General features: G+C 62.1%; 15 protein-coding genes. 5 read left to right on the top strand and 10 right to left on the bottom strand.

Going from position 1 to position 15,030, the window contains the following annotated elements; translation table 11 throughout:
• The first annotated feature begins 727 nt into the window (after positions 1 to 727).
• Together acs and PGC08_RS05060 are read left to right on the top strand one after the other, a co-directional pair.
• On the top strand, positions 728 to 2,662 hold the full coding sequence (acs, locus tag PGC08_RS05065; RefSeq protein WP_193069717.1) for an acetate--CoA ligase: 1,935 nt from the start codon (positions 728 to 730) through the stop codon (positions 2,660 to 2,662).
• 168 nt (positions 2,663 to 2,830) lie between these two features.
• A complete protein-coding gene (locus tag PGC08_RS05060) occupies positions 2,831 to 3,238 on the top strand; it encodes a phage holin family protein (RefSeq protein ID WP_009883350.1) in 408 nt (135 codons plus the stop codon).
• 83 nt (positions 3,239 to 3,321) lie between these two features.
• Here the strand turns inward: PGC08_RS05060 and PGC08_RS05055 are convergent, their stop codons facing one another.
• Complete coding sequence (locus PGC08_RS05055; protein WP_271709662.1) at positions 3,322 to 4,323, bottom strand: TetR family transcriptional regulator; 1,002 nt, start codon at positions 4,321 to 4,323, stop codon at positions 3,322 to 3,324.
• Between the two features lie 98 nt (positions 4,324 to 4,421).
• Here PGC08_RS05055 and PGC08_RS05050 point away from each other — a divergent pair, with 98 nt between their 5' ends.
• Together PGC08_RS05050 and PGC08_RS05045 are read left to right on the top strand one after the other, a co-directional pair.
• Positions 4,422 to 5,387: an ABC transporter ATP-binding protein gene (locus PGC08_RS05050; RefSeq protein ID WP_096160259.1), complete on the top strand. Its 966-nt coding sequence runs from the start codon at positions 4,422 to 4,424 to the stop codon at positions 5,385 to 5,387.
• Between the two features lie 79 nt (positions 5,388 to 5,466).
• A complete protein-coding gene (locus PGC08_RS05045; RefSeq protein ID WP_271709661.1) occupies positions 5,467 to 6,321 on the top strand; it encodes an ABC transporter permease in 855 nt (284 codons plus the stop codon).
• A gap of 53 nt (positions 6,322 to 6,374) precedes the next feature.
• On the opposite strand, the gene PGC08_RS05040 is transcribed toward PGC08_RS05045, so the two are convergent.
• From PGC08_RS05040 to nth, 3 genes are read right to left on the bottom strand one after another with little or no spacing between them, the layout of a single operon-like run.
• Complete coding sequence (locus PGC08_RS05040; RefSeq protein ID WP_271709660.1) at positions 6,375 to 7,844, bottom strand: HNH endonuclease; 1,470 nt, start codon at positions 7,842 to 7,844, stop codon at positions 6,375 to 6,377.
• 57 nt (positions 7,845 to 7,901) lie between these two features.
• The gene (locus tag PGC08_RS05035; protein ID WP_271709659.1) at positions 7,902 to 8,678 is read right to left on the bottom strand and encodes an NUDIX hydrolase; all 777 of its coding nucleotides are present in this window, start codon (positions 8,676 to 8,678) and stop codon (positions 7,902 to 7,904) included.
• The gene (nth, locus tag PGC08_RS05030; protein WP_083248666.1) at positions 8,675 to 9,415 is read right to left on the bottom strand and encodes an endonuclease III; all 741 of its coding nucleotides are present in this window, start codon (positions 9,413 to 9,415) and stop codon (positions 8,675 to 8,677) included. Before nth ends, PGC08_RS05035 begins: the two co-directional genes overlap by 4 nt.
• 245 nt (positions 9,416 to 9,660) lie before the next feature.
• Here nth and PGC08_RS05025 point away from each other — a divergent pair, with 245 nt between their 5' ends.
• Positions 9,661 to 10,338: a Crp/Fnr family transcriptional regulator gene (locus PGC08_RS05025; protein WP_069599638.1), complete on the top strand. Its 678-nt coding sequence runs from the start codon at positions 9,661 to 9,663 to the stop codon at positions 10,336 to 10,338.
• Between the two features lie 145 nt (positions 10,339 to 10,483).
• On the opposite strand, the gene PGC08_RS05020 is transcribed toward PGC08_RS05025, so the two are convergent.
• From PGC08_RS05020 to PGC08_RS04995, 6 genes are all read right to left on the bottom strand, one after another.
• Complete coding sequence (locus PGC08_RS05020) at positions 10,484 to 10,876, bottom strand: hypothetical protein (RefSeq protein WP_096158369.1); 393 nt, start codon at positions 10,874 to 10,876, stop codon at positions 10,484 to 10,486.
• Positions 10,873 to 11,637 carry an MBL fold metallo-hydrolase gene (locus tag PGC08_RS05015; RefSeq protein ID WP_271709658.1) on the bottom strand — a complete coding sequence of 255 codons (765 nt, stop codon included), beginning with the start codon at positions 11,635 to 11,637 and terminating at the stop codon, positions 10,873 to 10,875. The genes PGC08_RS05020 and PGC08_RS05015 overlap by 4 nt, the downstream gene beginning before the upstream one ends.
• A complete protein-coding gene (locus tag PGC08_RS05010) occupies positions 11,634 to 12,611 on the bottom strand; it encodes a hypothetical protein (RefSeq protein ID WP_271709657.1) in 978 nt (325 codons plus the stop codon). The genes PGC08_RS05015 and PGC08_RS05010 overlap by 4 nt, the downstream gene beginning before the upstream one ends.
• Positions 12,601 to 13,074: a RidA family protein gene (locus PGC08_RS05005; protein WP_096158367.1), complete on the bottom strand. Its 474-nt coding sequence runs from the start codon at positions 13,072 to 13,074 to the stop codon at positions 12,601 to 12,603. Before PGC08_RS05005 ends, PGC08_RS05010 begins: the two co-directional genes overlap by 11 nt.
• Positions 13,075 to 13,159: 85 nt before the next feature.
• Positions 13,160 to 13,315: a hypothetical protein gene (locus PGC08_RS05000; RefSeq protein WP_096158366.1), complete on the bottom strand. Its 156-nt coding sequence runs from the start codon at positions 13,313 to 13,315 to the stop codon at positions 13,160 to 13,162.
• A 254-nt stretch (positions 13,316 to 13,569) separates the two neighbouring features.
• Positions 13,570 to 14,772, bottom strand: a complete 1,203-nt coding sequence (locus PGC08_RS04995) for a penicillin-binding transpeptidase domain-containing protein (RefSeq protein ID WP_271709656.1) — start codon at positions 14,770 to 14,772, stop codon at positions 13,570 to 13,572.
• Positions 14,773 to 15,030 lie beyond the last annotated feature (258 nt).

The following is a 15,030-nucleotide window of genomic DNA, read 5'->3' as shown; positions in this document are numbered from 1 at the left end:
AGCAGAAACAGATCACGCAGCGTCAGCGGCCCGAGCAGTCCCGGACCGGTACGAGGACTCTTCTGTGCTGCCGGACCCGCGGAGCCGAACTGACCCGGTGCTGAACCGTATTGTCCCGGTCCTGAGTTCTGTGGGCCGGGGCCCGAACCGTATGGTCCTGGTCCTGAGTTCTGCGGACCAGGGCCCGAACCGTAAGGTCCTGGTCCTCCCGAACCAACAGGTCCGCCACCGTACCCGCCGGGTCCGGATGAATGCTGATCAGGTCCTGCACCGAATGCGGGGCCCGATCCATATGCCGGCCCCTGACCGAAGGGTGGTTGGTTGTTCGGCCCGGGATTCTGCGAGTGCGGATCATGCCACTGCTGTGGACCTGATCCAGTTGGGTGCTGCGGCGAACTCATCGCTTACTCCAGTCGCGTTTGGGGACAGGGTCGTCAAATACCATGTGTCAGTCTAGTTTCCATCCTGACAGACTCCGACCCCATCCTTGCAGAACAGGACCCCCTGCGCACTCCTTCTGTGCTGCCTGTCAGATAAGAGTGAATCACCGAAAACGCCTCCCCCTGTTCTGGGTCGATGCATAGAGTGTGTTCTGTAGCACACCCGCAGAGTGATTGCTACCCCCGAACACCACCGTTCATCGAACGGACGACGGTGACCTGAGCCCCTGGCTCGGGTATACAGTGCAACTAGAATTTTCGATCCATCAAAGAAGCCGGAGGGAAAAATGACCGACAGCACTGCAGAAACCGAATCCTTTGCCCCGCCTGAAGAGTTCGTTGCTGCCGCCAACGTCAAGGCCGACGAATACGACCGTGCCGATGCCGACTACCTGAGCTTCTGGGCCGAGCAGTCTCGAGACCTCGTCGACTGGAAGGAAGACTTCGGCGAAGTGCTCGACTGGACCAACCCGCCCTTCGCGAAGTGGTTCATCGGCGGCAAACTCAATGTGGCCTACAACTGCCTCGACCGCCATGTTCTCGCCGGCAATGGTGATCGCGTTGCCATCAACTTCGAAGGGGAGCCCGGCGACTCCCGGTCCTTCACCTACGCGGAGCTTCTCGCCGAGGTGTCCAAGGCAGCCAACACGCTCACCGACCTCGGAATCAAGGCCGGAGACCGTGTGGCGATCTATCTGCCCATGATCCCGGAAGCGATGATTTCGATGTTGGCCTGCGCCCGCCTCGGCGCCGCCCACTCTGTCGTCTTCGGCGGCTTCTCCGCCGATGCACTGCGCTCACGCATCATCGATGCCGACGCACGAGTGGTCATCACTGCAGATGGCAGCTACCGCCGCACCAAGGCCACCAGCCTCAAGCCCGCCGTCGACGAGGCCCTGTCGCATGGAGACACTCCCGTCGAAACCGTGCTCGTCGTCCGCCGCACCGGTCAGGACGTCGAGATGGTCGAGGGCCGTGATCAGTGGTGGCATGAGACCGTCGATAAGGCGAGCCCCGAGCACGAATGTGAATTCTTCGATTCCGAGAATCCGCTGTTCGTCCTCTACACCTCGGGAACGACAGGTAAGCCGAAGGGCATTCTGCATACCTCGGGCGGCTACCTCACCCAGGTTCTGTATTCGATGAAGGCCGTCTTCGACATCAAGCCCGAGTCCGACGTCTTCTGGTGCACCGCCGACGTCGGCTGGGTCACCGGACACTCCTACGTCACGTACGGCCCGCTGGCCGCCGGCGTCACTCAGATTGTCTATGAGGGCACGCCTGACACGCCGCACCAGGGCCGCTGGTGGGAGATCATCGAGAAGTACAAGGCCACGATCCTCTACGCCGCACCGACGGCGATCCGCACGTTCATGAAGTGGGGCGAGGAGATTCCGGCCAAATACGATCTCTCCAGCCTGCGTCTGCTCGGCAGCGTCGGCGAACCGATCAACCCCGAGGCCTGGCGCTGGTACCACCGCGTCGTCGGCGGCGAGCGCTGCCCCATCGTCGACACCTGGTGGCAGACCGAGACCGGCGCACACATGATCGCTCCGCTTCCCGGCGTCATGTCGACGAAGCCCGGCTCTTCGCAGCGTCCGATCCCCGGCATCTCCGTCGACGTCGTCGACGATGAGGGAAACAGCCCAGCGGGACCCGAAGGCGGACTCCTCGTCATTCGCCAACCATGGCCGTCCATGCTGCGCGGTATCTGGAACGATCCGGAGCGCTTCAAGGAAACGTACTGGTCACGGTTCGAGAACACCTACTTCGCAGGGGATGGTGCCAGGCGCGATGAGGATGGCGACATCTGGTTCCTCGGCCGGGTCGATGACGTGATGAACGTGTCCGGGCACCGTCTGTCGACGGCCGAGATCGAGTCGTCCTTGGTTGCCCACCCCTATGTCGCCGAGGCGGCTGTCGTCGGTGCCGCCGACGATACGTCCGGTCAGGCCGTCGTTGCGTTCGTCATCGTGGGCAACGATGTCGAAGACTCTCCTGAGACGTCTGAGCTGCTGCGTCAGCACGTCGGCAAGGACATCGGACCGATCGCGAAGCCGAAGAAGGTCCACATCGTGTCCGAACTGCCGAAGACCCGATCAGGCAAGATCATGCGTCGTCTGCTCAAGGACGTTGCTGAGCACCGCAAGGTGGGTGACTCCTCAACCCTGGCCGACGCTTCGGTCATGGACCAGATCGAGGAATCGGTGGCGAAGTCCTGATCCTGCGCTGAGACGAACCCGCCGGTGAGAACGGATGCTCCAAGTGAGCCGTTCGGGATTCATCTGGCGGGTTTTTCTCATTTTACTGACCGTATCTCTTTGGTCACCAGGCACGTTCAGACTACTCTTAAGAAAGATTGTCCAAGTTTTTGTCGATAAGGAGCACTCATGGCTGAGAGGTCGATCAGCGAACTGATCAAAGGCATCGGCGACGATTCCAAAGCGATCGCCGAGGAAGAAATTGCGCTGGCCAAGGCAGAGGCCACCGCTGGTGCGAAGAACTTGGGCATCGGTTCGGCGCTTGCCGTCGTCGCCCTGTTCTTCTTGTTCTTGTCATCGTTCATGGTGATTTTCGCCGGGGCCGCAGCATTCCACGAAGGACTGGGTTGGCCGTGGTGGGGAAGCTTCCTCATTGTCTTCGGCATCCTCGCGGTGCTTGCCATCATCCTCGTTCTGATTGCCCTGCCCCTGTTCAAGAAGGGCAACCCGGTTCCGGGCACAGCGATCGGTTCGGCCAAGTCTCTGGTCGCTTCGGTCAAGCGCGCGGTGAAGAACCCTTCAGGTCCTCGGTACTGACAGATCTCGCAACCAAGCGCAGCAGCATAGCTCCAAACTTCGGTGGCGTCGGGCTCAGCCCGGCGCCACCGGTGTATTCACCGTCAGCGCCGTTTGGCAGCCCGTTCCTTGGCCTCGCGAAGAGTCTGACGTTCGCGCTTTCGCGCCTCTGCGAGGACTTTCTGTGCCTGCTTAACCGCCTTCTGCGCGTCGCGATACTTCTTGTCGGCCATGACAGTCGGGTCGCCGTCGGGAATATCCTCCGACCCCTCAGCCGCGACTCTCTCAGACCCCGACGCCTCACCAGCAGAACCTACCGCCTCGGTGTCTTCATGAGTATCGGTCGCCTCCCCAGCGCGCTCACGCCCGACTAGCTCGATGTAGTCGGCAAGCCCGTCCAGTCCTCGCTCGAAGCCGAAGACGAATGGGTCAGATTCCGAGGTGAACACTCCAGCGTCAATAGCCCGACGTAGGAACGGGTAGCCATCTTCTGTGATGACCGTGTCGAACAGTCGAGATTCCTGCTCAGACACCTCGGCGTCGTTCAAGCCCTTCGCACGTCCCTGCTGCTGATATCCGGCAAGAATGGATCCCCTCCAGCGTGCGGCCCCGGTCACCAGCAGAGACGCGGCCATCTTCTCATCCTCGGTCAGTGACGTCGCATCCAGCGCTTCGAGACTGGCCTCGAGCCATGCGGAACTGTTGGGAGTGATCGGACTGCCGGTGATCGGCATTGTCAGCAACCATGACTTGCGGCGATAGACCTCCGTCTGTGCCTCGTAGAGTTCCTCAAGTCTGGCTCGCCATGCAGGTTCCTCAGCACTGATCTCGGGTGGCAGGCCTGTGGCCTCCTCTTGCATGAGCAGCAGCAGGTCGTCTTTAGCGCTGACATAGCGGTAGAGCGACATCGGTGTGTATCCGAGACGTTTGGCCACAGCAGACATCGAGACTGCGGTGATGCCTTCCTGGTCAGCGATCTCGATTGCAGCATCGACGATTCTCTCAACGCTCATCTCCCGCTTGGGCCCACGCTGCGGCGTTGCTGCCACTCCCCAGGCCAAAGCGATTCCGCGCGGAAGCTGCTCAATCGGTTCTTCACTGTCCATCTCTTCATCTTATATTGTGTATGGCATATATTGCGTGTTACTGTCATATACAGTTTAAGTGCTACACAGTATGTTCTACACGTCGAAAGGCAGACCTCATGGACTCCACAGGCTCAGGATCGACCTCGGCTCCAGCTTCGACTCCGGGACTCGGATCAGTGTCCGCTGAGGCGAAGGTCGGCGGCGCAGCTGAAGCAATCACGTTCGCCGGGGTGACGAAGTCATTCGGGCACAAGACCGTTCTCCAGGAGTTCGACCTCTCCGTACACAGAGGTGAGGTCTTCGCCCTGCTCGGCGCCAATGGCGCTGGCAAAACCACGGTCATCAACATTCTCACGACGCTCGAGAACACGGATTCCGGAGCAGTGCACGTCATGGGAGTCGATGTGCGCACCGATCCCGCCGAGGCGAAGCGTCGCTTCGCCGTCACCGGGCAGTCCGCGGCTGTCGACACCTACCTTTCGACCGCAGAGAACCTCGTCCTTCTCGGTCGGCTCTCCGGTCTTTCCCGACGCGCAGCGAAGGCGCGGAGTGAAGAGCTCGCCTTAAGCCTGAGCTTGAACTCATTCATGGATCGTCGGGTGGGATCGCTCTCGGGAGGAATGCGACGCAGACTCGACCTCGCTCTCAGTCTCGTCGTGCCCGTCGACGTGCTCATCCTTGACGAGCCGACCACGGGGCTCGACACCCGCTCACGCCGTGAGCTGTGGGCCGAAATTGAACGGCTGTCTGCCGAAGGCACCACGGTGTTCCTGACAACACAGTATTTGGAAGAGGCCGATGCCTTAGCCGATCGGATCGGACTGCTCGATCGAGGGCGGCTGACGGGGCTGGGAACGCCGTCACAGCTGAAGGCACGAGTCGGAGAGGACACCGTCGCCGTTCACGACGAGGAGGGTTCGACGGTGGCAGAGGAACCGACAGACGGAACCGTACGTGGGATCGCGGCAGTGCTCACTCCGCTCCTCGACGCCTCCCCCGGGGCCTCCGTCTCACTCCGCACCCCGAGCCTCGACGACGTCTTTCTGGCCTTCACCTCAACCGATGACAATCCCAACCGCTGATTCCCGCACCCGATCACTGACTCCCCCACCCATCACAGGGCTTCACCTCCCATCGACCCACAACTGAGATTGGACCATCATGACCGACCACCGGACCATCGCTGCGAACGATGAAGCCTCTCCAGCTCCTTCTTCGGCCCCTATCCAGCCGCACCGAGTCAGAACCCGCAGCCGAGCGCCGGGGGCCAGCGCAGAAGTCGTCCTCATCGGGCGCAGCCTGCGCCACGCAGTCCGCGATGTCGAATCAATGCTCATGGCGATTGCACTGCCAGTTCTCCTGATGCTTATGTTCACGTTCGTGTTCGGTGGTGCGCTCGATCCTGGCGGTGACTACGTCAACTATGTGGTCCCCGGAATCGTACTCACCTGCGCCGGCTTCGGTGCAGCCTCGACCTCGCTGTCGGTGGCGAACGACATGACCTCTGGATTCGTCGATCGATTGCGCGCGATGCCGATGAGGGCGTCAGCGGTCATCACAGGACACGTGGTGGCGAGCCTACTGAAGAATCTGTTCGCCACAGGAGTCGTCATCGCCGTGGCGGTGCTCATCGGCTTCCGACCAACGGCAGATCTGGGTCAATGGCTGGCGACGATAGCTCTCATTGCGCTCTACATCCTGGCTATCACCTACCTCTTCGCTGCCATCGGACTGGCGTCGAAGTCCGCCGAGTCGGCCAATGGGTACGGCTTCATCCTGCTGTTCCTGCCATACGTATCCAGCGCCTTTGTGCCGGTCGAGACGATGCCGGGATGGCTGACGGTCTTTGCCGACAACCAGCCGATCACGCCGATCATCGATGCATTGCGCAGCCTGCTCATCGGCACCGAGATGGGCAACTCCGGCGTGCTCGCGGTCGGGTGGTGCGCGGTGATTCTGGGACTCGCAGCTATCTGGGCCTCACGGCTGTTCACCGCCAAGGTCGGTCGCCGTTAAACTCCCGCTACGACACATCGCGCCATGGCCCCGATAGATTCTTCGAGGCGAAGTCATTGAGCCGAATTCGTGGAGAGGAACGTGCGGAACCGCGCACCGAACAGATATTCGACGGTGCTTGCCCCGCGATCGGGTATCACCTTGCCGGTCTTTCGTCTCGGCTGCGGCGGACCATGGGCTTTGTCGATTCCTTGGAATCGCCGGCGCGGCTTCACTGCACTCTCGTCTATGGTGTCGGCGTCAGTGTGGGTTGCGGCAGCATCTTCGAATTTGCCAACACCTGCCCGGGAGTCGATCGGCTTGGTCCTCGTCTCGTAGCGGTGGCCCGTCGGGGTCTTCACGATCAGTTTCTCGGGAGACGATACGTGCTTCCAGCCGTTGAGCTCCTTGCCAAAATTGCAGGCGGCGCACAGGCCCGAGGCATTGTCCCAATCGGTGTCGCCACCAGCGGCGAAGGCCGTGGCATGGTCAGCGTGTTTGATCTGCGCATCGCACCATGGTGAGCGGCAGACGTCGTCACGGATGACGATCATGCGCCGCAGCAGTCCCGAGAAGTCCCTGCGTCGGGAGTCCATGCGCACCAGCTGGCCGTCGTCCGGGCGGGTGTAGAGCCTGCGCAGGAATACACTCGCCTCATTCTCGACAACGAACTTCCGTGCCGCTCCAGCAGGGAGTGGTCCGACGCCGGGAAGCCACGCCGGAGTGTCTCCGGGCCCTACCAGGCTGTCATCGTTCATCACGAGATGGATCTCCGTGGGCACCGCCTCAGCGCACTCCTGGCCTGTGGTCCGCTCGACGAGCAGGTCAGCCATGACCTGAGACTGACTGCGACTGCCCGATTCCCCAGTCCCGATGAGCGAAGCCGCGGACTTCTTCAGGTTCGCGTAGACGGCCACTGCCTGAGGCATGGGCAACAACGCGCTGAGGTATGCCATGTTGCCGGGTGCCGGACGAACCGAGACTGCCCGTTCTTCGATGCATTTCTCAAGGTGTGCCACGGCCGCCTGCTGATCGACCCGCTGTGCCAGGGCGCGAACTTCGTTCCCAAGCCGACCGACCCCCACCTCGGCGAGGCGATCAGCCATGCGTTCGTCGACCTGTCGCCGTTTGTCCCTGGGGAGCCAGTCGGTTTCCTTCGCAACGGCTCGAGCCTTCTCTTCGGAAATGCTGCCGGTTCTCAATGCCGAATAGGTGTGGGGCAGATCGATGAGCAGGGAACGCGAGAATTTCAGGAGCGTGCTGCCCCGGGCCCGAGAAACCTTGCGAGCAAGTGCGATCTCCGCTCCGACGCCCTTGCCCTGCTTTTTGCTCGTCATGCCTTCTTCAGCTTCACGATTGCGTCGACGCATATCGAAGGTCAGGGTTTCCCTGGCCTGGGCCGCAGCCGCGGCAGAAGTCAGTTCCTCGAGCGCAGTTATCCTGTCGATGGCTTCGACCTCGCTGAGGGCCGGAGGCAGATTCGACAGCGCCTCGTGCCACCGATGTATCTCGGCGATCACCTCGGGAACCGACTGTGCTTCCATACCCATCAGGCTAGCTTTCGCCACTGACACGACAATCTTCGCCGGTGTTGCTCCTGGTCAGAAGTCGATGTCGATGTGTACGTCGCGGTCCCAGTCCCCGGCCCAGCCGAGATGGTCGAGAGCAAAGTCGAGGATGCCTGCGGTGAAGCCCCATACCTTGAGCACGCCGACGTCGAAGGCCGGTGTGGTGATCTTCAGGTCCGGTCGGGAGAACGTGCCCCGATTGGCTGGTGCCACCAGGTCAGCGACAGAAACCCGGTAGACGGAGTACGACTCCGATTTGTCCATCACCCGCACTGCCCCGGGCTGGGCCCAATAGCCGATGACCGGAGTGACCTGGAACTTGCTGACGGGGATGTAGAGCGGATCCATCTGCCCGAGCACGTCGACCGTCGTGGGCACGATCCCGGCCTCTTCCTGCGCCTCACGCAGGGCTGCAGCGACCAGGGAGTCGTCTTCCGGGTCCCGACCGCCGCCGGGAAATGCCACTTGACCTGGGTGATTGCGCAGTGTGCTCGCTCGCTGCAGCAAGACGATGTCAACATCGTCGACACCGAAGTCTGCCAGGCGTGATGACTCGCCTCGACCGGCGCCTGTGCGCGGTTGGCCTCCCCTGCCGAAGAGCATGAGAACCGCAGCATCACGCACCGAATGATCGTCCGGTGTCGGCGTTCGTCGCAGCCACTCTGGTGAACCATTCGATGCCGCCAGGTTCTCCAGCTGAGTCCGCAACGTCTGATCATGGACGACGTCACGGACGTCTGCGGCCTGAACTGTGTCCTGATCGCTCGGGTTGGGACCTACCTGCCGATGTTCACTCGCGTCGGCGCTCATACCTGGGGCGCCATTTCGAAACGGAACATCGCCCGTGCCTTGTCCGGATCGAGTTCTCCGACCCCGAACGAGGGGCACAGAGCCATCAATGGGCAGGCTCCACAGGCGGGCCTGCGCGAATGGCAGATGCGTCGCCCGTGGAAGATGACCCTGTGGGAGAGCAGAGTGAGATCCTTCTTCGGGAACAGGGCCGCGATCTCATGCTCGGCCTTGACCGGGTCGTCCTCCTCGGTCCATCCGAGTCTGCGTGCCAGGCGCCCCATGTGCGTGTCCACGGTCAGTCCTGGGGTGTCGAAGGCGTTTCCGAGCACCACGTTGGCTGTCTTGCGGCCGACTCCGGCGAGCTTGACGAGCCTGTCCAAGGAATTGGGGACCTCGCCGTCGTAGGTGTCGACGAGTTCGTTCGCGAGTTTGACGATGTTGCGGGCCTTCGCCCGGTAGAAGCCCGTCGAGTGGATGAGCTCCTCGACCTCGATGAGGTTGGCCACCGCGAGGCTGTGCGCGTCGGGGAAGACGGAGAACAGTCCCGGCGTCACCGCATTGACCCGGATGTCTGTGGTCTGTGCCGACAGGACAGTCGCGATGAGGAGCTGGAACGGGGTCTCGAAGTCGAGCTCGCACTTCGCGTTCGGATACACCTCGGCGAGGATTCGATGAATCTTCCTCGCCCGTCGGGTCTTGCCCAATGAGGTTTCCTTCGCGAACTTCCGCGCGCTCTTCTCTGCCACCGTCAACACGACTCACCATCCTAATCTGTGCCCCGGCTTTGCGCAGTTGCGTCCCTCACATCGCCGGGGTGGGGCTGCCCTTTCCCGGCGAACGGGATCGTCCATACGCAACCGTGGCCCACCTCGCGAGGGTGGAGGAAACGCAAACAAAACCCCTTGTTTTACACTAATGCCGCAAACTCCGGGGCCTTTGCTGGTATCAGCACCGTTGACCAGGTAGATTTATCTGTGATTACCACGACAAGGAGGACACAGTGGATATTGAAGTTGTGCGGGGCGCCACGCTCTTCGCAGGTTTGGACGATGAGGCCACAAGCGCATTGATGAAGTTCATGAACCCGCGGAGTCTCCGTCGGGGAACCGTGCTTTTCCACGAGGGCGATGCCGGTGACGAACTCTATATCGTCTCCAGCGGCAAGCTCAAGATCGGCCGCGAGTCCTCCGACGGCCGCGAAAATCTGCTCTCGGTCATCGGACCGGGCGAGATCATCGGTGAGCTCAGCCTCTTCGATCCGGGCCCACGTTCGACCTCTGTCACCGCTGTCTCTCAGTCCGAGCTGCTCAGCCTCAAGCATGAGGACCTCACGACCTGGCTCGATGAGCGCCCACGTGCGGCGATGAACCTGCTCAAGGCTCTGGCTCAGCGTCTGCGTCGGACCAATGAGACCGTTGGTGACCTCGTGTTCTCCGATGTTCCCGGTCGCGTTGCCAAGGCGTTGTTGGACCTTGCCTCTCGCTTCTCGAAGCCGGCACCGGACGGCGTCCTCGTTGCTCACGACCTGACGCAGGAAGAGCTCGCGCAGCTCGTCGGCGCCTCGCGTGAGACCGTGAACAAGGCTCTGGCCGACTTCGCAGCTCGTGGCTTCATCCGTCTCGAAGCTCGTTCCGTCGTCATCCTCGACATGGAGCGCATGCGCAACCGCGCCCGCTGATCCACTGCGCAGCGCGGCTGAGATCTGCCGCGGTCGCACAACAAGGAACTCCCCAGCTTGATGGCTGGGGAGTTCCTTGTTTCATGAGTGGACCCTCGCCGAGGTGGGCCGGCGTAGCCCTCGGCCCGGACGCGAGGATTTCGCTTCAGTCGGAGAGAAGGCGAGAGGTTGTTGCCCGCCTGAAAAGGACAATGACACTGATCAGTGCGATGATCCCGGCGACTGACAGGATCGTGAAGTCGACAGGCAGCACAGTGAATCGTTCGTCGGACCATCCCGTTTCCTTCGCACCGACGCTGCACCTGATCCCAGGCGGGAAGAAACTCGTTTCATAGCCGAAACCGTGCTCTAGAGGTATGCCCTCAGGAGTGGCGGGACACCATGGCTGGTCAGGGTTGCCGCGGTTGCGCAGCGAGTATCCGACACCCCACGTGTGGAAGAGCGTGACCATGATGGCAGGCACGCTGATCGCTAAATAGAGCCACGGGCTGAGCCAGAATCGCTGCCCTGGCCGGTGTTTCGTCCGACCGCGGCTCATTCATCCTCGGGCGTGAGCGCGCCGAGGTAGTTCAGCTGGGCCCGCACGATCTGCTCGGCGGCTCCGCGAACACTCGGGTCGACGTCGTGGTAGACGATGTCGCAGACATCGGTGGCGCTCGCAGCTCCCTGTGCCAGGGCAGCTCTGACCTGCTCGATGCGTTCGAGGCGATGGCTGCGGTAGTACTCGAGCACCTGGGCAGGGGATTCGATGCTGGGACCGTGTGCCGGCTCGATGCTGGAAGAGCGTCCCTCGTCGAGCAGACGCAGCAGCCGGTCCAGTGACTCCAGATAGTCGCGCAGAGAGCCTTCCGGGTGGGTGACGATCGTCGTCCCTTCCCCCAGGACCGTGTCGCCACTGTAGAGCACGTGATCGTGGATGAGACTGATGCTGTCCATCGTGTGACCCGGCGTTGCTACGACTTCTAAGACATCGGTGGTGTCAGTGCCGAATGCGATCCTGTCACCATCGGCCACAGGAGGTGTCAGACGGCTGAATTTCTCCAGCACCGCGTACACGGGCACGTCCGGGGCCCACTGCTCCACGCTGCCCAGCATCTCGGAGTGATCGGCATGCTGATGGGTGAGGACGATTGCGGTGAGCCTGCGATCACCGATCTCGGCCAGGAAGTTGTCCCGATGCTCGGCCAATTCAGGGCCCGGATCGATGAGCACCGATGACGTGTCATCAGCCGAATTGATGACGTAAGTGTTGGTGCCCGTCAGTGTCATCGGGGACGGATTGTTCGCGCGGATCCTCATGAGTCCTCGGTCTCCTCCTCGCCGGTTTCGGCGTTGTCGTCATCGTCGCTCAGGGACAGGAACCCTGGGCTCTGGTCATTCTCGTCGTCACCGACGGCCACCGCATGGTCACGCAGGGTGCCTTTGCGGTAGAGGTCGCGTCCGGGATGGATGACGACTCGCCATTCGCCGTCGTCGTTGGTCACCTCGGGCCGCAGCGGGTGCAGGTCACGCACCTGGGCCATGGCCGCTCCGACGCTGGGCACCTCGACCAGGCTCTCCGCGATCAGCCGTGTGCTTGCGCTGATCCTGTCGGGGTCCCCGCCGGAGTCGGCGAGAATCTCCTGTGGTCGTTTCCAACCGCCGGACGTCTCGTTCGGGGACAGGAAGTCGATCTCTTGCCCAAATGGCACGGTGGCCAGGAAGAATGTGGTGTCGAAGCGGTGCAGCTGGGTCGCTGTGTTGATCCACCGCAGCCAGGGTTTGCACAGGTCCGGTCGCAGCCTGAGATCACGTTCGCGCAGGATCTGGGACCAGGAGATCTCGCTGGAGAACAGTCGTGCCCGTGTTCCGCGCCAATCCGTCTGTGGTGTGGCCACAATGTCTCGATCGACATCCTCGGCCAACAGGACGCCGGCAGCGGCGAATGAGATGCGGGCCGCGGCCGAGAAGTGGTGCAGCGCCCGTGACTTGTTGTCGATGCTCAGCGTCCGCGCACAGCGGGCCGAACTCCATCCGGCCAGAGGCAGGTTGCGCAGGTCGCCGGGACGCAGGTTGCTGACCGGGTAGGCGAGCCGGTTGCGATCCTCAATTCCCCTGGCGTCAAGCTGCCGAGTGATGAAGGTTTCCACACCTTCCAGTGAGTCCCTGATCAACACGATCGCCGAGGCGGGTCGTGGAGCTTCGGGGACCGGGAACCGCCCGTCGGACTGCCATTGGTCCAAAAGCCAACGCAGCTCCGACGAGACGGGCAGGGTGCGTCCGCTAAGCGGCATCGTCCTCAACCTCGACGACGACCTCGACCTCGACGGGGGTGCCGAGAGGAAGAGTGTTCACACCCACGGCGCTGCGCGTGTGCTGGCCGCGGTCGCCGAAGATCTCACCGTAGAGTTCGGACACGCCATTGATGACGGCCGGCTGCTGGGTGAAGTCATCAGCGGAGTTGACGAATCCGGTGACCTTGACGACGCGCACGATCTTGTCGAGGTCGCCGATGACGCCGGCGATTGCGGCGAGAGCGTTGAGCCCTGCTGTTCGTGCCAGGTCGTAGCCGGTCTCGAGATCGACATCCGAGCCGATGTGGCCCGTCGCCGGCAGCTTTCCGTCGACGACGGGCAGCTGGCCGGACGTGTAGACATAGTTGCCGGTGCGCAGCGCTGGGACGTAGACGCCAGCAGGAGCGGCGACATCGGGCAGGGTGAGACCGAGTTCAGCAATGCGGTCTAGGGTCTTCGACATGTTTGTTCCTTCGACGGGGGTGTTTTCAGGTCAGTCCGATGGCCAGACTCTGGTGACCAGACTCTGGTGCTCAGTCCGTGCTGCTTCAGGCTTTGGGGCGCTTGAGGTAGGCCACGAGGCCGTTGTTGTCGGGGCCCGGAACAACCTGGACGAGTTCGTAGCCGTCTTCGCCCCACTGGTCGAGGATCTGCTTCGTCGCGTGGACGATGAGCGGCACGGTGACGTATTCCCACTTGGTCATGATTCTCCTTGAGTCTGTGTCCGCCCGAGTCTCCCGATGCGTCATCGGAACGAGCGTCTGCATGGACCGAATGCCGATGGTTCTTTGGATGCGCGACCGGCAATCATTGTCGTTCCCAACACTAGCCGAGAACCCTCACACCCACAGCCACCCATGCCACACAAGCCACAGTGCGAAAGGCGTTGACCGACGAGAGCGGGGTGGGACGATCGTCATGATCATCCCACCCCGCTGACTCTCAGGATGTCCGGCGCTCAGTTGCCGCCGAGGCCAGGAGCTTCATCTCCGCCTCCGCCGCCACCGTCGCCGCCGGTGCCTCCACCGCCGCCGTTGTTGCTGCCGCCTCCGCCGCCGTTGCCGCCGCCGTTGCCGCCGCCGTTGTTACTGCCGCCGCCACCGCCGCCGGTGCCTCCACCGCCGCCGTTGCCGCCGCCAGTGCCTCCGCCGCCGGAGCCTCCGGTGCTGCCGCCGCCGCCCATGTACTTGGAACTCGGCTTGGGGAATCCGGTGTTGCCCTTCGTCTCCTTGACCGCGTCATTCATATAGGCCTGCCAGGTCTTACCGGAGATCGTGGCACCGTAGACGTGTCCGCGAACAACGCCCTCGCTGTTGTTTCGCCAGTCGCGTGTTCCTGCCGGGTCACCGGTCCAGACCGCAGTCGACAGTGTCTTGGTGAACCCGAGCAACCAGGTGTGGCCGACATCGAAGTTCGTCGTACCGGTCTTTGCACCTGCTGGTGCTCCGATCTTCAGCTGGGTGGTGGTACCGCCGTTGAACGTCTGTGTCAGAGCGTAGGCGACGCCCTTGGCCACCTCTTTGTCGAGGACTTGCTTACAGCCTTCACCCGGCACGTCGATGTTCTTGCCTGAGCGGTCCTTGATGGAGACGATCGGCTTCGGGCCGCAGAATTCGCCCTCGTTTGCGAAGGTCGCGAATGCCGCGGCCATTGCAATCGGAGTTGTCTCCGTCGTGCCCAGGATCGAGGATGGTGACAGGGCCTGGATGAAGCCCGCCTTGTTCTTGAAGTCGAGCTTCTCGCCGCTGCCGTAGCGAATTCCCAGGTCCATGGCGGTGTCCATGATCTTGCACATGTTGAGCTGGTTGCCCATCGCCGCATAACCGGTGTTCACGGACTTCTTCGTGGCTTCCAGCGCGGTCATCGAGCCCTTGCCCTCACCGTCACCGGCGTTGTTCGGGTCCCAGTCACCGCCCATGTTCGGACAGCCGTCATATTTCCAAGAACTTGCAGGGAAGTTGCGCTTGGTAGCGTTGACCGTGGTGTTGAGACCGCGACCGGATTTCAGCCACGTGGCCAGCACGAAGGGCTTCCATGTCGAACCGACCTGGAACCCGCCACCGCCGTTGTGCTTCCTGTCGACGTTGTAGTTGATGCTGGTCTTCTTGTTCTTTTCGTTCTTCTTGACCTCACCGACCGTGTACTCACGATTCTCGGCCATGGCGATGACCTCGCCCGTACCCGGTTCGATCGTGACCAGGGCGTGTCGGCGCCGGACGGATCGCCCACAGGAACACGCTTCTTGACCTCCTTGTCAGCGATCTTCTGAATGTCTGGGTTGAGGCTGGTCTTGATCGTCAGCCCGCCCCGCTGCAGGAAGGCGAGGCGCTCGTCGACGGTCTCGCCGAAGGTGTCATCATTCTTGATGACGTTCTCGACGTAGTCGCAGAAGAACTCTGCGTTGCTCTTGGCCGAGGTA

Source organism: Brevibacterium sp. BDJS002 (assembly GCF_028201555.1).
GTDB lineage: Bacteria > Actinomycetota > Actinomycetes > Actinomycetales > Brevibacteriaceae > Brevibacterium > Brevibacterium aurantiacum.
This window is presented reverse-complemented; position numbering and strand designations above follow the sequence as displayed.

Bases quoted from the DNA above. Each gene is read 5' to 3' on its own strand.
- acs (WP_193069717.1), top strand. From the start codon at position 728: ATGACCGACAGCACTGCAGAAACCGAATCCTTTGCCCCGCCTGAAGAG.
- PGC08_RS05060 (WP_009883350.1), top strand. From the start codon at position 2,831: ATGGCTGAGAGGTCGATCAGCGAACTGATCAAAGGCATCGGCGACGAT.
- PGC08_RS05055 (WP_271709662.1), bottom strand. From the start codon at position 4,323: ATGGACAGTGAAGAACCGATTGAGCAGCTTCCGCGCGGAATCGCTTTG.
- PGC08_RS05050 (WP_096160259.1), top strand. From the start codon at position 4,422: ATGGACTCCACAGGCTCAGGATCGACCTCGGCTCCAGCTTCGACTCCG.
- PGC08_RS05045 (WP_271709661.1), top strand. From the start codon at position 5,467: ATGACCGACCACCGGACCATCGCTGCGAACGATGAAGCCTCTCCAGCT.
- PGC08_RS05040 (WP_271709660.1), bottom strand. From the start codon at position 7,844: ATGGAAGCACAGTCGGTTCCCGAGGTGATCGCCGAGATACATCGGTGG.
- PGC08_RS05035 (WP_271709659.1), bottom strand. From the start codon at position 8,678: ATGAGCGCCGACGCGAGTGAACATCGGCAGGTAGGTCCCAACCCGAGC.
- PGC08_RS05020 (WP_096158369.1), bottom strand. From the start codon at position 10,876: ATGAGCCGCGGTCGGACGAAACACCGGCCAGGGCAGCGATTCTGGCTC.
- PGC08_RS05015 (WP_271709658.1), bottom strand. From the start codon at position 11,637: ATGAGGATCCGCGCGAACAATCCGTCCCCGATGACACTGACGGGCACC.
- PGC08_RS05010 (WP_271709657.1), bottom strand. From the start codon at position 12,611: ATGCCGCTTAGCGGACGCACCCTGCCCGTCTCGTCGGAGCTGCGTTGG.
- PGC08_RS05005 (WP_096158367.1), bottom strand. From the start codon at position 13,074: ATGTCGAAGACCCTAGACCGCATTGCTGAACTCGGTCTCACCCTGCCC.
- PGC08_RS05000 (WP_096158366.1), bottom strand. From the start codon at position 13,315: ATGACCAAGTGGGAATACGTCACCGTGCCGCTCATCGTCCACGCGACG.
- PGC08_RS04995 (WP_271709656.1), bottom strand. From the start codon at position 14,772: ATGGCCGAGAATCGTGAGTACACGGTCGGTGAGGTCAAGAAGAACGAA.